The following is a 17,071-nucleotide window of genomic DNA, read 5'->3' as shown; positions in this document are numbered from 1 at the left end:
CTTCCGGGGCGCCGGCCTCACTCGGCGGCAAGCCGCAGCGCCTCGACCGCCGTCCGCTGGCCGCGGGAGGCCTGGCCGGGCAGGAACACGCTGAAGGTCGTGCCCGAGCCCGGCCGCGAGGTCAGGTCGATGCGCCCTCCGAGGGCGCGCACGAGCGCCTTCACGTGGGCGAGCCCGATGCCCTCGCCCGGCTGGTCCTGGGGGCCGGCGCGGCGGAACAGCTCGAAGACGCGGGCATGGTCCTGCTCCGCGATGCCCCGCCCGTTATCCGCCACGTCGAACCGGGCATAGCCGCTCGCGACGACCCGGCCGGTCACCGCGATGCGGCCGGGCCGGGCGGGGTCGAGATACTTCACGGCGTTGTCGATGAGGTTGCCGAAGATCTGCTCGACCGCGAGCCGGTCGGCCGTGATGCCGGGCAGGTCCGGCGCCACCGTGACGCTCGCTCCCCGGGTCTCGGCCTGATGGCGCTGGGCATCGCGCAGGCCCCGCACCAGGGCCGCCATGTCGAGGGGCTCGGGCACGAAGGTGCGGCGCCCCTCCCGCGACAGCTTGAGGATCGCCGCGATCAGGCTCTCCATCCGCGTGACGGCCGCCTGGATGAAGCCGAGCGCCTCACCGAGATCGGCGTCGATCCGCTCCGCCTCCGGGTGGCCGGCGAGCGCGGCGCGCACCTCGCCGCGCGTGGCCGCGATCTCGCTCGTGAAGCCCATCACGTTGACGAGCGGCGCCCGGAGGTCGTGGCTGACGATGTAGGCGTAGCGCTGGATCTCCTCGTTCGACTCGCGCAGCTCCGCTTCCGCCTCCCGCTGCTCCGTGATGTCGGTGTGCACGCCGACCCATTCGCGGATCGAGCCCGTCCCGTCGAAGACCGGCACGCCCCGGATCGCGAAATGGCGCCAGCTGCCGTCGACCGAGCGGAGGCGGTGCTCGAAGACGAAGGTGCGGCGCTTGGCGACCGTCTCGTTCCAGGCGTCGATGCTGGGCTGGGCGTCGTCCGGATGCACGGCATCCGCCCAGCCGTAGCCCTGGTACTCGGCCCGGCTCTGCCCCGTGATCGCCGCCCAGCCCGGCTGCTCGCCGACCATCCGCCCCTCGGCGTCGTTCGTCCAGAGCACGCCGCGCACCGCCTGCACCGCGGCGCGGAAGCGCTCCTCGCTCATGCGCAATTCGGCCTGGACGCGCTGCTGGTCGAGCGAGGAGGCGAGCATGGCCAGGAACAGGATCAGGAAGGTGGCGCCCGCCACGGCGAGGGCGAGGTTCTGCTGGTCCGCCCCGAGGCTCGCGGCGTGGGCGGCGTGGGCGCCCGATCCTTGCGCGGTGATCGTGGCGGCGGCCATGCCGGTATAGTGCATGCCCGCCACCGCCACGCCCATCACGCAGGCGGCGGCGAGCTTCTGCCAGACGCTGTTGTGGCGGAAGGTCAGCCAGAGCGCGGCGGTGGCCGCGGTCACCGCGATGGCGACCGACACGGCGACGACGGGCGGGCTGTAGGCGAGGCTGCCGGGCATGCGCATCGCCGCCATGCCGGTATAGTGCATCGCCGCCACGCCGAGGCCCATCAGCGGCCCGCTGACGAGCACCGCCCGGATTCCGGCCGCCGGGCGGCTGACGACGGTGAAGGCCGCTCCCGTCACGCCGACGGCGATGAGCAGGGACAGGACCGTCAGGCCGAGGTCGTAGGCGGCGGGCAGGCCCATCTCGAAGGCGAGCATGCCGACGAAGTGCATCGACCAGATGCCGCCGCCCATCGCCACCGCCGCCCCCGCGACCCAGGCCCAGCGCGGCCCCGCCGCGCCGTCGCGCAGCCGCGCACCGAGATCGAGGGCGGTGTAGGAGGCGAACACCGCGATCGCGATCGACAGGGCGACGAGCGCCGGGTTGTAGCCGGTATGGACCATCGGGAGCGCCGGGCAGGAAGCCGCGGCAGGCCGCGGAGGAGGCCGCACGCTAGCCCGGCCGCGCCAGGAGCGCCACCGCCGGGCGGCGACAGCGGCGCGCCGAAATCCGCCTCGCCCAAGCCCCGCCTCAGCCCTCCTCCAACGCGTCGGCGCGAGCCCGGCGGCGCAGCCGGTTCCGGAAGCCCGGTCCGGCTCCCGCGATCGGGCGGGGCTCGCGCGGGCAAGCGTTGCAGGCGGGAGGTGTCGCAGTCGGGAGGTGTCGCAGGCGGGAGGTGTCGCAGGCGGGAGCTTGGGCGGACCTGCCCGCGTTCCCCGGAACGAGAACCATCTCACGAGGTCACCGAGCATGTTGAGAAACCCCCGCGCCGGCCTGGCCGCGCTCCTCCTGGGCGGCCCGCTGGCCGGCGCGATCCCGCCCGCCTCGGCCCAGGCACAGACGCCGACCACGGGGCAGGCCCAGCTCACGAAGGTCGCCAGCTTCGAGCATCAGGTCACCGGCGTGACCGTGTCTCGGGACGGACGGATCTTCGTCAACTTCCCCCGCTGGAGCGAGGACGCGCCCGTCTCGGTCGCCGAGTTGAAGGACGGCAAGCCGGTGCCCTATCCGGACGAGGCCTGGAATTCCTGGCGCAACGCCAAGGCCGACGAGATCTCGCCCAAGGACCATTTCGTCTGCGTGCAGAGCGTCGTGGCCGACGGGCAGGACCGGCTCTGGGTGGTCGACGCCGCCGCCCCCGCGATGGCGCACGTCGTCAAGGACGGGCCGAAGCTCGTCGGCCTCGACCTCAAGACCAATCGCGTCGTCAAGACGATCCCCTTCGACACCGACACGGTGATGCAGGCCTCCTACATCAACGACGTGCGGATCTCGCCGGACGGCAAGACCGCCTACCTGACCGATTCCGGGGCCGAGGGCGCGCTCATCGTGGTCGATATCGACAGCGGCAAGGCCAAGCGCGTGCTCTCCGGCCATCCCTCGACGATGCCGGACAAGAGCGTGACCGTGACCTACGACGGCAAGCCGCTGCGCCGGCCCGACGGGCGCGGCGTCGAGTTCTCGGCCGATGGCATCGCCCTCTCGCCGGACGGCGGGACGCTGTACTGGCAGGCGATCAAGGGCAAGACGCTCTACAGCCTGCCGACCGACGCGCTCACCGGCTGGGCCACGGCTTCGGTCGTGCCCGAGATGCTCACCGACAGGACGCTCGGCTCCAAGATCGTCACGGTCGGCGAGAACGGAGTGGCGGACGGCCTGCTGATCTCCCGGCACGACGGGCGCATGTACGTGACCTCGCCGCAGGACAACGCGGTGAAGGTGCGCGACCTGTCGGGCAAGGGCACAGGCCTGACGACGCTCGTGCAGGACCCGCAGCTTCGCTGGCCCGACACGTTCTCCGAAGGACCGGACGGCACGATCTACGTCACGACCTCGCACATCCAGGATTCGGCGGACTACAAGCCCGGCGCGCCGGTCAGCCTGCCGACGGAGCTCTGGAGCCTCAAGCCCGGGACAACGGAGGCGACGGGCTCGACCCGGCCCGGCAGCGCCCGCTGAGGCCTCTCCCGCCCGGCCCCGCCAAGGGGCTGCGGCCGGGCTAAATCTCCCGTATGCCTCGCCGGCCCTCTCCCGCCCGGGAGAGGGCTCCTGCTCCGCGAGGAGCGGGCCGGAAGCCACCGATACCCTGTGGGCACGTCACGGTCGGATGGAACGCCTCGATACCCCGGACCCCCGGTCCGTCTTCTCCTCCCTCGCCTATTTCCGCCTCCTCGAAGCCTGCGGGCTGACCGGGAGCTGGTGCTGGACTTTCGCCTCCGGCGAGCAGAGCTGGTCGCCGGGCCTCTTCGCCCTGCTCGGGCTGGAGGCGAGCGCCGTGCGCCCGAGCTACGGCGCCCTGCGGGCGCTGGCCCACCCGGCCGACCGCGAGGTCCTCGAGACGGAGGTCGAGGTGCTCGGCGCGGGCCTCCTCAGGGCCCACACGGTTCGGATCGTCCGGCCCGACGGGTCCGTGCGTACCCTTGAGAGCCGGGGCGAGATCTTCCTCGACGCCGAGGGGCGCCCGGCCGCGGCGTCGGGCTTCATCCTCGACGTGACGGACCGGGAGGCCCTGGCGGACGCCCGCCGGGCGGAGCAGCGCCGCCGCTGGGCCCTGTTTCGGGAGGCCCAATCCTGGACCCATGCCTCGCTCTACGCACAGGCGCAGCGCGTCGGCTCGCGCGAGCTCCTCAGCCTGACCGGCGTCACGCAACAAGCGTTCCGTGACGATTGCACCTGCGTCGTCGCGGCGGAGGACCGCTCCCGCACCCGTGAGCATGTCGGCTCGCTGATGCGGGCGGGCCGGCCCTTCGAGGCATTCAAGCGCCTCGTCCTCGCGGACGGGGCGTCCGGCTCGTTCCGGTTCGTCTACGTGCCCGTCCGCGATGCGTCCGGCCGCATCGAGAGCTGGGCCACCCTGGCCTCGCGGGTCGGCGGCATCCCGTCGGCCCCGGTCGACGGCTTCCTGAGGGACGAGCTCGAATCCGCGCTCGGGGGCAAGCACCTGCGTGCCGCGCGCAAGATGCTGGGCTGGTCGATGATGGATTGCTCCCTGGCGAGCGGGCTGTCCTTCGCGACCATCCGCAAGCTCGAGGGCGAGACCGAGGCGTCGGCGTCCTCGGCCCGGCGCCGCGTGGTCGCGGCCCTGCGGCGCGGGGGCATCGGCTTCTCCCTCGTCGACGGAAGCGGCATCGCCATCGCCCGGACCTGACGGGCCTTCCGCCGGCGCGCCGCGCACGGCGCCTCGTCACCACCGGAATCGCGCCGGCGGGCCCGGCGCGGGTTGCCAAGCTTGACCATATAGGCCAAGATCTACGTAAGTAGTGCCTACGATTCCCCTCGCATCCGGGAGAGACGATGCTGGTCAACCACGAGCGACGCCTCCTCAGAAAGGCTGCAGAGGCGGCCGACCGTCAGATCACCATCAAGCAAAGACCGGACAGAACTTGGCCGGGCGACCACAGCAGGCTCGTAGCCCTCGAGAGCCGCGGCGCTCTTCGCTCGCTCCGCCCGCTCCCGGACAGGGGATTCAGCGACACCTTCGCCACCTGGCAGATCACCGAGCGCGGCCTCAGCGCGCTCGCGCGCCTGTCGGGACGGGACGCCTGATGGCCTCGATCAAGGTTCGTGCGGTCGCCGACGGAAGCTTCGCCGTCTACCAGAACGGCACCGCGCTCTGCTCCGGGCTCACCCGCGCGCAGGCCGAACGGCTCGCGGCCGTGCTGAGATGGGTCGAGCCGGTTCTGTGATGCGCGCCAGCGGGGTGATCGCCCTCCCGTGACCGACCCGGCGGGGCGCGGCGGAAGTCTTGCAACTTCACGTTAACCCAGGTGATGGTGCGCCACCACCGGTCTGCGAAACACTGATTCGTGTTCGCACGCGCGTGGAGCTTGCGCCGATGCCGACAGTGCCACCCCCGGGATCGCCCCCCTGCGCCTTCATGCGGGAACTCCTGTCGATGCTGCGGGAGGGCGAGGGCGCGGACGCGCTGTTCCTCCGGCTGCTCATGCTGGAATTGCGGGCGCTCACCTGCGGCGCGTCGGACGACACCCTGCAGGCCATCGTGACCGCGCGCACGGCGATCGGCTTCGCGACCCTCGGCGGCCTGCCCGGGATCGCCCGCCCCGCCTGACCCCCGCTCCCAGGGATCCGTCCGGTTCCTGACCCGGCCGGCCCCGGCGCCGCCCGCAGCCCCCTGTCAACGGACCGGCGTCTCGGACCTTGGTCGGAACGACCTCGGACGAACGGCCGTATCGACCCGCGCCGCCCCGATGCGAGTGGTGGTCCGCACCGGCCCGCCCGCGACAGGTTCCGAACCGTCTCCGCGGGCCCCGACAGCGGAAGAGGGGAGAGAACCATGGGCCTCGATGATCTCGTCGGCGCGGACGACAGCCTGATCTATGCCCTGTACGACGGCCTGCTCGGGCGGGCGCCCGACGCGCCGGGCCTCGCGTCCTGGATGGGCCACGTCAGCGGCCTCGACTCGCTCCACGACGTGGTGGAGAAATTCCTGAAGTCCGGCGAGGGCAAGGGCCGGCACGACGGCCTCGACGACCGCGGCTTCGTGAACAAGCTCTACGAGGACAACCTCCATCGCACGGGCGACGACGGCGGCGTGTCCTACTGGACCGGCCAGTTGAGCCACGGCGCCTCGCGGGAGGACGTGGCCCTCGGCTTCGTCCTCTCGGACGAGCACCTCGCCCATCTTCGGGGAACGTTCGAGGCGGGCGACGTCGCGCGGCTCTATTACGGTCTCCTCAACCGCGCGCCCGACGCCGGCGGCCTGCACCATTTCCGCGACGCGATCGAGCACGGCGCCTCGCTGCACGACGTGGCGCAGACCTTCCTGGGCTCCGCGGAGTACCAGGGCCGCGCGGCGGGCCTGAGCAACGCGGCCTATGTCGAGGACCTGTACGAGCACGCCCTCGGGCGCGGGGCCGATGACGGGGGCTCGCGCTACTGGCAGGGCGAGCTGGAGCACGGCGCCTCGCGCGCCGCGGTGGCGGCGGCGATCACCGATTCCGCCGAGGCCCACCACCACCTCGCCGCGGGCGTCGAGCAGGCTTGGCACATCTGAGCGGGCTGAGGCCCCGGGTTTCCGGAGCCGCCGGCCCGGCGCGACGACGTCAGGCCGGCGGCCTCGGCTGCAGGACGGCGAGGATCGCGTCCCGCAGCTCCGCCCCGCGCGCCCCGGATTCGCCGAGCCGCGTCAGCGCCACCGCGATGCCCGCGGCGACCGAGGTGGCGCGCACGCCCGCGTTCAGGCGGCGGGCGATCAGGTCGATGACCGCGTCGGCGATCTCCTCCACGTCCGCGACCGAGCGATCGTCCATGACAGGCCTCCACGACACGTCTGCCCGGCGGGTCGGCCCGGGCCCTTCGCCGGGATGCCGGCGCGGGCGAGGGTAGGGGCGGGGGCGCCGCGCCGGCAAGTCCCGGACGCGACCGGAGGCGCGGCCCCGTGCTATGCTCAAGCTCGCCCCAGCCGCGGCGAGCCCTCCCCGAGCGCGCGATGATCCCGCCTCCCTCAGCGCCCCGACCTCCGGGACCGGCCAGCCCGGTGCCGCTCCGGACCGAGACCGGGAGCGAGGCGGGCTTCGCCCTCGTCGCGGTGATCTGGATGATCGGCCTCATCGGGCTGATGATCGCCACCTACATCGCGGCGGCCCGCTACCGGGCGATCGAGGCGCGCGCCACCGCGCAGCTCGCCCGCGCCGAGGCCGGGGCCGAGGGCGCCGTCCACCTCGCGATCCTCGAACTCCTCGCAGACGTCCCCCGAGGGCAGGAGGCCGCCGCCCGGCCGAGACCGCACGGCCCCCGCCTCTGCGCCCTGGAGGACGGCACGACGCTCGCCGTCGCGGTCGCCGACGAGAGCGGCAAGGTCGATCTCAACGCGGGCACGCCCGAACTCGTGGCCGCCCTCGTCCGGGGCGTCGCGCCGGAGGCCGGCCCGGCGACGCTCGGCCTCCTGCGCCTGCGCGAGGCGGCCAAGCGGGAGCCGGGCCGCGGGGCGGCCGAGCCCGCCCCGCCGCTCTTCCGCTCGGTGATGGAGCTGGCGCAGGTGCCCGGCATCGACCGCCCCCTGTTCGAGGCCCTGGTGCCTCTCGTCACGGTGCATACCGGCAGCCCCGGCCTCAACGCCCGGGCCGCCCCGACCGCGACCCTGCTCGCGGTCACCGGAGCGCGGACCCGCGCCGAGGCCGAGCGCTCCGGCACGCCCTTCTTCCTCGCCCAGGCGCCGGGGCGGACCGTCCTGATCCGCGGCGAGGCGGTGACCCGCTCCGGCGCCCGCGCCGCCCGGGAGGCGATCGTCGAGTTCACCCCGGGCCCGCCCGCGGGCTACAGCATCCGGGACTGGCGCGAGGGCGGTCCCTCCGGCGCCCTCGTCCCGGCCGCCGGCGGGCAGGTCCCGTGCTGAGCGTCCCGCGGTGAGGGCCCGTCGGTGAGCGGTTCCCGATGAGCCTCGGCCCCGAATCCGGCGCCCTCCTCGTGCTGCTGCTCCTGGCGGGCGCCGCGGCGGCGAGCGACATCCGGGCGATGATCATCCCCGACGCGGTCAACCTGCTGATCCTCGCGACGGGGCTCGGGGCGAGCCTCCTCCTCGGCACGGTCGAGCCGGCCTCGGCGCTCGCCGGGGCGCTCCTCGGCGGCGGGCTGCTCCTCGGGGTGCGGACGGCGTTCCGGTCCCGGCGGGGCTATCACGGGCTGGGTCTCGGGGACGTGAAGTTCGTCGCCGCCGCCGGGACCTGGACCGGCCTCGAGGGGCTCGCGCCGATGCTCCTCCTCGCGAGCCTGACGGCCCTCGCCTACATGGGCGGCCGGCGCCTCCTCGATCCCGGCTTCGACACGGGCCGCCGCATCCCGTTCGGGCCCTTCCTCGCCCTCGGCACGGCGGGGGTCGCCGTCCTGCAGATCGGCACCGGGACGAGCGTCCTCGACCTGATCGACCGGGCGCTCGGCGCCTGAGGGGGCTCACGAGCCGGGAACCCGGAAGGACAGGTCGAGGGGCTCGACGCGGCCGCCGAGATCGAGCTCCGCCCGGAGCCGGACGAGCTGCGGCAGGCGGGTCGCGTCGGTCCAGGCATCGTGCCAGGCGGCCGGCCGCCCCTCCCGGAGCGCGCCGAAATAGCCGAAGCGGGCCCCGGCGACGCGGGCGATCAGGGTCTGGCGCGCCACCTGGTCGGGCAGGAGCGAGGCCCCGACGGGCAGGGGCGCCACGTCGAACAGGATCGAGCCCGTCGGGCCGCCCCGGTCGCGTCCGTTGAAGCCGACCGTCACGGCGAGAAGCCCCGCCGGCTGCACGTCGCCCCGGCTCGCCGTGACGAAGGTGAGGCGGTCGGGCCGCCCCTCGAACAGGACCGGTCCCGGACCCGCCGGCGTCGCCGGGCGGATCGGGGCGGCGGCGGCGAGCCAGCCCCCGAGCGCGCCCCCGCCCGCCACCGTCTGGGCGAGGACGTCCCGCCCGTGACCGGCCTGCGAGAGCCGCCGGGCGAAGCCGAACATGCCGGCCGAGAGCCCGAGGGTGAGGGCGAGGAGGAGGAGCGCGACGAGCGCCTCCGCGATCACGAATCCGGACATGCGCGCGTTGATCGCGATCATCGCCGCCCCGCCCGGTCGAGCACGAAGGAATGCAGGGTCAGCGAGCGCCCGCCGCGCTCCGGCGGCTCGGCCACGCTCACCGCCACGCGGTAGCCGGCGGCCGCGCTCCCCGGCCCGAGGGGGACGAGGGCGTGGCGGGCGATGTCGGCGCGCCAGAGATAGCCGTTCGGCAGCACGCCCCCCGTCGCCCCCGGACGCAGGGGGTAGTCGACGCCCGCGGCCGCGAGCCGGCCCTTGGCCAGGGCGCTCCCGAGGGTCAGGAAGGCGGCCTGGTGGTCGCCGCGCATCGCGACCGCGAGGGCGGCCAGGATCGCGGCGAGGAACAGCGTCAGGATCGTGAAGGCCGCCAGGAATTCCAGCAGGGCGAAGCCGCCCTGCGCCGCCCGGCCCGCGTCAGCGCCCGGCGGCATGGGCTGAGAGACCCTGCTGCGCGAGAACCTGCCCCGTCGCCCAGACGACATCGAGCCGCCCCTCGGATCCGCCGAGGCGCAGGCGGATCCGGCCGCCCGTCGAGCGCCCGCTCGGGAAGAAGCGGATGCGGCCGGCCGCGCCCGCCCGCTCGCCCGGATCGGGCAGGTCGAGGCTCACCTCGGTGCGGGGGTCGATCGCGACGGACGGCACCGCCGGGGAGGCGAAGCGGCGGTGCTCCGCGTCGAGGACGAGGGCGAGGGGCTCGTTGCGCATCATCGCGGCCGCCCGCGTGATCCGGAGCGCCGCGGCGAGCCGGCCGAGATCGGCCCGCAGCTGCAATTCGGCCGGCGGGCGCCGCAGCAGGGGCGCGGCGAGGAGGACGACCCCCGACAGGATCGCGACGGCCACGAGGATCTCGACGAGGCTGAAGCCCGCCTCGCGCGTCCGGCCGTGGCGCGGGCCCGTCATTGCAGGGCGAGGTCGTTGATCGAGAGGATCGCGCTCATCACCGAGAGGATGATCGCCGCGATCATGCCGGAGACGAGCACGGTGACGGCCGGCGTCAGGATGGCGAGCAGGCGGTCGGTCCGGGCCTGGTCCTGCCGCTCCAGGATGAGGGCCGCGCGCAGGAGCATGTCGCGCAGGCGCCCGCTCTCCTCGCCGACCGTGATCATGTGGCGGGCGGCGAGGGGTAGGGCGCCCGCCCGCTCCATCGCCGCGCCGATCGTCGCGCCGGCCCGCACGTCGGCGATGCTCGCCTCGAGCCGGGCGCGGGTGACGCTGTTGCGCACCAGGGTGCAGGCGGTCTGCAGGGCCTGGAGGGGGGCGACCCCGGCCTTGATCAGGGTCGCGAAGGTGCGGGTGAAGCGGGCGGCCTCGCGCGTCTCCGCGATCGGCCCGGTGACGGGCAGGGCGAGGCGCAGGCGGTCGAGCCACCGCCGGATGGCGGGGCTGCGCCGGCCGAGGATGAGGGCGAGGCCGAGGGCGCAGAGGAGGCCGGCGGCGAGGGCGAGGATCGTCCCGGAATGCGCGCGCAGGGCGTCGAGGGCCGCCAGGATCGCGGGCAACTCCATGCCGCTCTCGTGGAAGATCGGCGTCACCGCGGGCACCAGGAGGCCAAGCACGATCCAGAGGGAGACGGCGGCGAGCCCGACGAGGAGCGAGGGGTAGGCCAGCGCCGAGCGGACCCGCGCGCGGATCTCGACGCGGCGGTCGAGGAGGTCGGCGAGGTCCTGCATGGCGGCGCCGAGATCGGCGCTGACGTCGCCGGCCTGGACGATCCGCACGCAATCGGGCCGGAACGCCTCGGGCATCCCCTCCATCACCTCGCCGAGGGAGGCGCCGCGCAGGATGCCCTCGCGCATCCGCAGGGCGAGGTCGGCCATGCGCCGGTCCTCGGCGGTGGCCGAGGCGATGCGAAGGGCCGCGTCGAGGGGCACGTCCGCCTGGAGCAGCACGGCGAGGTCGCGGGCGAGGCGGGCGAGCGCCGCGTCGGCGGCCCTGGCGCCGGGCATCTCCAGCCGGACCTCCTTGAAGAGGAGGTCGAGGGGGCGCGCCGCGCGCAGGGCGAAGGGGGTCGGCCCGCTCGCGCGCACCAGGGCGCGGGCCTCCTCCGCGCTGGCGGCCTCGATCTCCCCGACCAAGAGGTTGCCCGCCCCGTCGAAGGCCTCGTAGCGGAACTTCATGCCGGCGGCGCCTCGATCCCGCTCGTGACGCGCAGCACCTCCTCGACCGCGGTCAGGCCCTGCCAGGCCTTGACGATCCCGTCCTCGTAGAGGGAGCGCACGCCGCCGGCCCGGGCGAGCGCCTCGATCTCGGTGCCGGAGGCGCGCCGCAGGACGGCGTCGCGCAGGCGGGAATCCACCGGCATCAGCTCGGCGATCGAGAGCTGGCCCGCATATCCGCTGCCCTGGCAGGCCTCGCAGCCGACCGGGCGGCGCAGGTCCGGGGCGCCCGCGCCCCGGAGCGCGGGCACCCGGTCCGGCAGGTGGGCGGCGAGCACCGGGGCGTCCGGGTGGGGCGCGGCGCAGGCCGGGCAGAGGCGCCGCACGAGCCGCTGGGCGACGATGCCGCGCACGGTCGAGCCGAGCAGGAAATGCTCGATGCCCATGTCGATCAGGCGGGTGATGGTCTCGGCGGCGCTGTTGGTGTGGAGCGTCGAGAAGACGAGGTGGCCCGTGAGCGAGGCCTGTACGGCGATGCGCGCCGTCTCCTCGTCGCGGATCTCGCCGATCATGATCATGTCGGGGTGGTGGCGCAGGATCGAGCGCAGGATCGCGGGGAAGTCGAGGCCGATACCCTCCTGGGTCTGGACCTGGCTGATGCCGGAGAGCTGGTACTCGATCGGGTCCTCGACGGTGAAGATCTTGGCGGTCGGGCGGTTCACCTGCCGCAGCATCGTGTAGAGCGTGGTGGTCTTGCCGCTGCCGGTCGGGCCGGTGACGAGGATGATCCCGTTCGGCTGGGCGGCGAGCTGGGTCAGGGTCTCGATCTGGCCCCTCTCGAAGCCGAGGCTCGCGAAGTCGAGGGTGACGCGGCTGCGGTCGAGGACGCGCATCGTCACGGCCTCGCCGTCGATCGTCGGGATCGTCGCGACGCGGAAATCGACCTCGTGGCCCCGGACCGGGATCTTGATGCGCCCGTCCTGGGGCAGGCGGCGCTCGGCGATGTCGAGACGGGCGAGGATCTTCACGCGGGAGGCGACGGCCGCCGAGAGCCGGGCGGGCGCCTCCTCGACGACCCGCAGCACGCCGTCGACCCGGTAGCGCACCCGCAGGGAGGCGGTGGTCGGCTCGATGTAGATGTCGGAGGCGCCGGCCTCGACGCCGCCCGCGATGATCTGGTCGAGGAGGCGGATGACGGGCGCCTCGCTGGCGCTGTCGCGCAGGCGCTGCAGGTCGGTGTCGCTGTGGTCGGCCTCCAGCCCCGTTCCGGCTGCCCCGGCCGCGCTCCGATCGGCGTAGAGCTGGGCGGCGAGGCGCTCGAAATCGGCCGGCGCGATGATCTCGACGCGCACGGGCTCCTCGACGACGAGGCCGACCGATTCCAGCGGCATCCGGTCGAACGGGTCGACCACGGCGAGCGTCAGCACGCCGCCCTCCAGGCGCACCGGCAGGACCCGGTTCTCGGTGACGAAGCGGGCCGGCAGCGCGTCGGGCAGCAGGCGCTCGGGCGCGCCCTCGCCGGGCACGTGGAGCGGCAGGCCGAGGAAGCGCGACAGGCCCGCGGCGAGCGCCGGCTCCGAGAGGATGCCGAGCTTCGTCAGCACCGCGTCGAAGCGGTCGCCCGAGAGGGTGGCGGCGCGGCGCGCCCGCTCGACGGCGGCCCGGTCGAGGAGGCCCTCCTCCGCGAGGAAGGCGCCGAAGCGCTCCGCGAAGGCCGGGGAGGCGGGATCGAGGCCGCGGAGCGAGGACCGAACCTGTTCCATCCCGGCCGCCCCGCTCACTCGATGCTGCGCTTGACGTTCGTCATCAGGCGCTGGACCGGGTCGCGGGTCGGCATGACGCTGCGGACGCGGTTGCGGTACTCGTCGGTGACCGCCGCCGCCTCGTTGAGGTCGCGCACGACGCGGGGCGTCAGCATGATGATCAGCTCGGTCTTCTCGACGAGGTTCTGCTTCTCCTTGAAGGCGTTGCCGATGATCGGCAGGTCGCCGAGCACGGGCACCCGCGTCTCCCCGATCGTGGTCCGGTCCTGGATCAGGCCGCCCAGCGTGATGCTCTCGCCGTTGTTGACGACGACCGTGGTGCGCACCTTGCGCCGCCCGAAGGAGGGCGAGTCGATGTTCGAGGAGGTGGTGCGCTGGACCGTCGAGACCTCCTGCTCGATGTCGAGGAGCACGCGGCCGGACTCGCTCACCCGCGGCGTCACGGAGAGGATCACGCCGGTGTCCTTGTAGGCGATCGAGTTCACCACCGGCGCGCCGGGGGTGAGGATGCTCTGGGCCGACTGGGTCTGGATCGGCACCTGGTCGCCGATCTGCAGGACGGCGGTGCGCCGGTCGAGGACCATCAGGCTCGGGGAGGCGAGGACGTCGACGCGGGTGACGTCGTTCAGCGCGTTCAGCGTCACCTGCCCCCCCGCCGCCCGGGCCACGAAGGAGAAGCCGGGGAAGGCCGAGCCGACCGCCCCGCTCACGAGGTCCGAGAAGGTGCCCGAGCGCGAGCCGTTGCGGTTCTGGAAGAACCAGCGCACGCCGAGGCGCAGGTCGTCGTTGAGCTGGACCTCGGCGATGGTCGCCTCGATCAGCACTTGGTTCGGCAGCACGTCGAGATTGGCCAGCACCCGCTCGACCCGCCGGTAATCGCTCTCGGCGGCGAGGATCAGGAGGGCGTTCTGGGACGGGTCGGCGACGATCTTGATGCGGGGCTCGCCGTTGTCGCCCGCGCCGATCCCGGCCGAGCGGTAGCTCCCGTTCTCGTCGACCCGGGGGAGGGGCCCGTCGAGGAAGCGCTCGGAGCCGGACAGGCCCGTGCCCCCCGCCCCGAAGCCGCCGCCGACCGCGATGCCGCCACCGCCGAAGCCGCCGCCACCGAGGCCGCCCCCGCCGAACTGGCTCCCCCCGCCCACCGAGAAGCCGCCCGGCCCGGCATCGCCGCCGAACCCGTTGCCGTTGCCGTTGCCGAGGGGCGCCCCGTTGCCCGGCCCGTCGCCGAGCCCGGTGCGGGCGGAGCGGGCGGAGCGGACCTCGCGGGCGGCCGTCTCGTCCGAGAACATCGCGTTCAGGACGTCGACCACGTCCTTCGCCTGCCGGTTGCGCAGGACGTAGGTGAAGAATTCCTTGCGGCGGCCCCCCGCGACGCCGTCGAGATTGCGGATCCAGGACTTGGCCGTGAGCAGGTACTCGGGCTGCTTCGAGATCACGAGCACGGATTTCAGGCGCTTGTTCGGGATGAACTGCACCATCCCGCTCATGGCGCCCTCGCCGTTCGTCGCGAAGGCCTTGCTCAGGTTCTCGACGACCTCCTCCGGGTCGAGGGAGCGCACCGGCACGAGGGCGAAGGACATGCCCTTCATGTAGTTCACGTCGAAGACGGACGCGGCCTCCCGCATCGCGGCGATCTCCTGGTCGGTGCCGGAGAGGAGCAGCGCGTTGCGCGAGGGATCGATCCGGACGACGCCGCCGTAGGAGGCGATCGGCTCCAGGAGCCGCTTCATCTCGGCGGCCGCGACGTAGCGGAGCGGCAGGACCTTCACGGCATTGCCGACGCCGGAGGGCCCGCCGCGGTCGGCCATCCCGATCCGGCCGCCCGCCGTCGCCTGCTCCGCCGGCACCACGCGCACGACGTTGCCGCTGCGGGCGAGGGCGCCGCCGACGTTGCGCAGCGCCGATTCGAACAGCTCCGTCGCGCCCGCCTTCGTGACGGCGTGCGTCGTCTGGAGCGTGAGCTTGCCCTCGAGCTTGGGGTCGATCGTGTAGTTCACGCCCAGGATGTCGCCGAGCACGGCGGCGGCGGCCTCTTGGATGCTCGCGTCGACGAGGTTGAGCGTGTGCGTCCCGGCGGCCGACTCCGCGGGCGGGCGCGCCGGCCGCGGCTCGCCGTAGAACTTGCCCGAGCCGATGCCGATGCGGGTCTTGTCGGGGGCGCCGGGCGCGGCCGGATCCGGGGTGCGGGGGCTCGCGCCGAGGCGGCGCTTGCCGTCGTCGGGCAGGGCCGGGGCGGGATCGCGCCCGGCCCATTCCGGCATCTCGGCCGCCTGGCGCGGCGCGGCGGCAGCGGGGCGCAGCGAGGCCGCGCCGAGGCCGAGCGCGACCAGAACAGCCGCGCAGGCCCGCGTGACTCGACCAATGTTCCGAAGTCTGATGTGCGGACGGAGGGTCGCAGGCCTCAGTCGACGCGAATTACGGCCCGCCCCGTGTCCCGGCAGAAACATCGCACTGCCCGCCCCCGTTCACCTTCACCTATGCGGGCGTAGGAAGAGGAGCACTTCCTGACCGTCGCAGGACAGGTTCACGTTTTCAGCGGTGACGGTCAATACTTTCCATCCATCGGACGTTGTTTTTCCCTCGCCGATCCACCAGCCGCGATCGCCCTTGTGCCTGCGGAGCAACACTTTGCGACCCGAGGCCGAAATCAGGACACCGCCCATCGTATAGCTCGGTACGGTACGGGACGGAGGCGGCGGGGGTGGCGCCTCGATCGTCTGCGCGGCCAGGACGGGCGCCTTCGGGGCGCGGGCGCGGCTCGGCGAGAACAGGGGCTTCTCGATCAGCATCTCGGCGACGCCCGTCTCGGCGGCGGCGTGCAGGAGGGGCAGGGCCGGCGCGGGGCGGGCGACGCGCGGCTCCGCCTCGGCGCCGGCGGCGGGGCCGACCGGGCCGAGGAGCCCCGCCCAGGCGACCCAGAGCGAGGCGGCGAGCGCGGGCGCGCCGCAGGCCAGGGTCAGGAGCCAGGACCGGCTCGGGGCCGAGACCCCGCGGCGCGGGGCTACGCCCTCCCGCGGAGAGAGCAGTCCGGGCGGAGCCGGGAGGCCGCGGGAGGCCGCGGGTATCAGCTGCGCGACCATCCTGCCACTCCGTAGACCTCGACGCTGACCGAGACCGCGTCCTCGCCGGGCTCCTCCGCACCCGAGGCGGAGAGCTGCGCGCCCGCGGCGGAGAGCTGCGCGTTGCGGATGAACAGGAAGGCCGGGCCCCGCTCCAGGCTCGACAGCAGGGCGGCGGCCCGGTGGTCGCTCGCCTGGAACTCGATCCGCGCGCCCACGACCCGGCGGCCCATCGCCTCCCGCTCCGGCAGGCTCGCCACGGAGGCGAAGGCGACCCCGTGGCTCTCGGCGATCTCGCGCAGGCGCAGGAGCAGGTCGGCCTGCAGCAGGCTCTCGGTCTCGCCCTGCACGAAGCGCTGGGCGAGGTCCTGCAGGGTTGCGGGGTCCTGCTCGGACAGGGCGGCCGCGCGGGCGATGGCCGAGCGCGCCTGCTCCAGGCGCGGCTCCATCCGCGCGATCGCCTCCTGCTGGTCCGAGAGCAGGCCGAGCGCCGGCGACAGGATCAGGCCGCTCACGAGGAGGAGGGCGAGGGCGTTGCAGCCGAGGAAGACGGCGAAGCGGAGGGCGGGGCCGGGTCTCATGGCTGGCGGAGCTCCTCGGGGATACGGGTCTCGCGCAGGGTTGCGCGGATGGAGAAGCGCTCGCGGGCGCGGGCGCGGTCGAACACGATCGGCCCGGCCAGGACCGGCGCCTGCAGCAGGTGCGAGCCCTGCAGCCGGCCGATCAGCTCGGCCGCGCCCTCGCTGTAGCCCGTCAGGCTCACGCCCTCGCCCGACACCGCGATCTCGCTCAGATACGTCGTCGCCGGCAGGAGCCGCGCCAGCTCCTCCCACAGCGCCACCACGCCCGGCGCCGCCCGCAGCTGCGTGAGCCGGCCCGCATCCGCCACGAGGCCCTCCGCCCCCCGCAGCCGCGCCGCCGAGCCCCGCGCCGGCGCGTCCACCGCCCGGATCTCCGCCTCCAGCGTGCCGATCCGCGCCGCCTGCCGCCCCGCCAGGCCGCAGAAGCCCGTCAGAACCAGCGTCAGGCAGGCGAGACCCAGCCCCGCCGCCGCCCGCCCCGCCGAGGCCCGCGCAGGCGCGCGTGCCGGCCCGAACGGCAGCACCAGACAGGCCGCCTCCGGCGAAGCCATCTCGCCCTC

19 protein-coding genes are annotated in these 17,071 nt (G+C 74.1%); 8 read left to right on the top strand and 11 right to left on the bottom strand.

All coding sequences use genetic code 11. The features are described 5' to 3' along the window. Nucleotides 1–17: 17 nt before the first annotated feature. Nucleotides 18–1,901 carry an MHYT domain-containing protein gene (locus E1J50_RS12435; protein ID WP_132254037.1) on the bottom strand — a complete coding sequence of 628 codons (1,884 nt, stop codon included), beginning with the start codon at nucleotides 1,899–1,901 and terminating at the stop codon, nucleotides 18–20. A gap of 346 nt (nucleotides 1,902–2,247) precedes the next feature. Between E1J50_RS12435 and E1J50_RS12430 the strand changes: the two genes are divergently transcribed. The 6 genes from E1J50_RS12430 to E1J50_RS12410 all read left to right on the top strand — a co-directional run bounded on the left by E1J50_RS12430 (nucleotide 2,248) and on the right by E1J50_RS12410 (nucleotide 6,511). Beyond that, the gene (locus E1J50_RS12430) at nucleotides 2,248–3,456 is read left to right on the top strand and encodes an L-dopachrome tautomerase-related protein (protein ID WP_132254035.1); all 1,209 of its coding nucleotides are present in this window, start codon (nucleotides 2,248–2,250) and stop codon (nucleotides 3,454–3,456) included. 148 nt (nucleotides 3,457–3,604) lie between these two features. Further along, a complete protein-coding gene (locus tag E1J50_RS12425) occupies nucleotides 3,605–4,645 on the top strand; it encodes a PAS domain-containing protein (protein WP_132254032.1) in 1,041 nt (346 codons plus the stop codon). A 146-nt stretch (nucleotides 4,646–4,791) separates the two neighbouring features. Further along, complete coding sequence (locus tag E1J50_RS12420) at nucleotides 4,792–5,043, top strand: hypothetical protein (protein ID WP_132254030.1); 252 nt, start codon at nucleotides 4,792–4,794, stop codon at nucleotides 5,041–5,043. Beyond that, nucleotides 5,043–5,183: a hypothetical protein gene (locus E1J50_RS27285; protein ID WP_165937850.1), complete on the top strand. Its 141-nt coding sequence runs from the start codon at nucleotides 5,043–5,045 to the stop codon at nucleotides 5,181–5,183. The genes E1J50_RS12420 and E1J50_RS27285 overlap by 1 nt, the downstream gene beginning before the upstream one ends. Nucleotides 5,184–5,332: 149 nt before the next feature. Continuing rightward, nucleotides 5,333–5,566, top strand: coding sequence for a hypothetical protein (locus E1J50_RS12415; RefSeq protein ID WP_132254027.1), 234 nt, complete (start codon nucleotides 5,333–5,335; stop codon nucleotides 5,564–5,566). A 225-nt stretch (nucleotides 5,567–5,791) separates the two neighbouring features. Then, nucleotides 5,792–6,511, top strand: a complete 720-nt coding sequence (locus E1J50_RS12410; RefSeq protein WP_132254025.1) for a DUF4214 domain-containing protein — start codon at nucleotides 5,792–5,794, stop codon at nucleotides 6,509–6,511. Between the two features lie 49 nt (nucleotides 6,512–6,560). Here E1J50_RS12410 and E1J50_RS12405 read toward each other — a convergent pair whose 3' ends face one another. Further along, nucleotides 6,561–6,767: a hypothetical protein gene (locus tag E1J50_RS12405; RefSeq protein WP_132254022.1), complete on the bottom strand. Its 207-nt coding sequence runs from the start codon at nucleotides 6,765–6,767 to the stop codon at nucleotides 6,561–6,563. Nucleotides 6,768–6,994: 227 nt separating this feature from the next. Between E1J50_RS12405 and E1J50_RS28335 the strand changes: the two genes are divergently transcribed. Both E1J50_RS28335 and E1J50_RS12395 read left to right on the top strand, forming a co-directional pair. Next, nucleotides 6,995–7,852: a type II secretion system protein GspK gene (locus E1J50_RS28335; protein ID WP_132254020.1), complete on the top strand. Its 858-nt coding sequence runs from the start codon at nucleotides 6,995–6,997 to the stop codon at nucleotides 7,850–7,852. A 38-nt stretch (nucleotides 7,853–7,890) separates the two neighbouring features. Continuing rightward, nucleotides 7,891–8,400 carry a prepilin peptidase gene (locus tag E1J50_RS12395; protein WP_132254018.1) on the top strand — a complete coding sequence of 170 codons (510 nt, stop codon included), beginning with the start codon at nucleotides 7,891–7,893 and terminating at the stop codon, nucleotides 8,398–8,400. 6 nt (nucleotides 8,401–8,406) lie between these two features. Here the strand turns inward: E1J50_RS12395 and E1J50_RS12390 are convergent, their stop codons facing one another. The 9 genes from E1J50_RS12390 to E1J50_RS12350 form a co-directional block, all read right to left on the bottom strand. Further along, nucleotides 8,407–9,033 (bottom strand): hypothetical protein, encoded by a 627-nt coding sequence (locus E1J50_RS12390; protein ID WP_132254016.1) that lies wholly within the window; start codon nucleotides 9,031–9,033, stop codon nucleotides 8,407–8,409. Continuing rightward, nucleotides 9,030–9,443, bottom strand: coding sequence for a hypothetical protein (locus tag E1J50_RS12385; protein ID WP_132254014.1), 414 nt, complete (start codon nucleotides 9,441–9,443; stop codon nucleotides 9,030–9,032). Before E1J50_RS12385 ends, E1J50_RS12390 begins: the two co-directional genes overlap by 4 nt. Next, entirely contained in the window at nucleotides 9,427–9,912 is a 486-nt protein-coding gene (locus E1J50_RS12380; RefSeq protein ID WP_132254012.1) for a GspH/FimT family pseudopilin, read from the bottom strand. Before E1J50_RS12380 ends, E1J50_RS12385 begins: the two co-directional genes overlap by 17 nt. Next, nucleotides 9,909–11,129: a type II secretion system F family protein gene (locus E1J50_RS12375; RefSeq protein WP_132254009.1), complete on the bottom strand. Its 1,221-nt coding sequence runs from the start codon at nucleotides 11,127–11,129 to the stop codon at nucleotides 9,909–9,911. Before E1J50_RS12375 ends, E1J50_RS12380 begins: the two co-directional genes overlap by 4 nt. Further along, nucleotides 11,126–12,871, bottom strand: coding sequence for a GspE/PulE family protein (locus E1J50_RS12370; RefSeq protein WP_132254007.1), 1,746 nt, complete (start codon nucleotides 12,869–12,871; stop codon nucleotides 11,126–11,128). The genes E1J50_RS12375 and E1J50_RS12370 overlap by 4 nt, the downstream gene beginning before the upstream one ends. Nucleotides 12,872–12,885: 14 nt before the next feature. Beyond that, entirely contained in the window at nucleotides 12,886–15,132 is a 2,247-nt protein-coding gene (gene gspD / locus E1J50_RS12365) for a type II secretion system secretin GspD (RefSeq protein ID WP_165937849.1), read from the bottom strand. Between the two features lie 210 nt (nucleotides 15,133–15,342). Next, nucleotides 15,343–15,951 (bottom strand): hypothetical protein, encoded by a 609-nt coding sequence (locus E1J50_RS12360; RefSeq protein WP_132254003.1) that lies wholly within the window; start codon nucleotides 15,949–15,951, stop codon nucleotides 15,343–15,345. Next, nucleotides 15,936–16,511: a type II secretion system protein GspM gene (gspM, locus tag E1J50_RS12355; RefSeq protein WP_132254001.1), complete on the bottom strand. Its 576-nt coding sequence runs from the start codon at nucleotides 16,509–16,511 to the stop codon at nucleotides 15,936–15,938. The genes E1J50_RS12360 and gspM overlap by 16 nt, the downstream gene beginning before the upstream one ends. Next, on the bottom strand, nucleotides 16,508–17,071 hold a 564-nt coding region (locus E1J50_RS12350), incomplete at its 5' end, for a PilN domain-containing protein (protein ID WP_165937848.1). The genes E1J50_RS12350 and gspM, both read right to left, overlap by 4 nt.

The organism is Methylobacterium segetis (assembly GCF_004348265.1).
GTDB lineage: Bacteria > Pseudomonadota > Alphaproteobacteria > Rhizobiales > Beijerinckiaceae > Methylobacterium > Methylobacterium segetis.
This window is presented reverse-complemented; position numbering and strand designations above follow the sequence as displayed.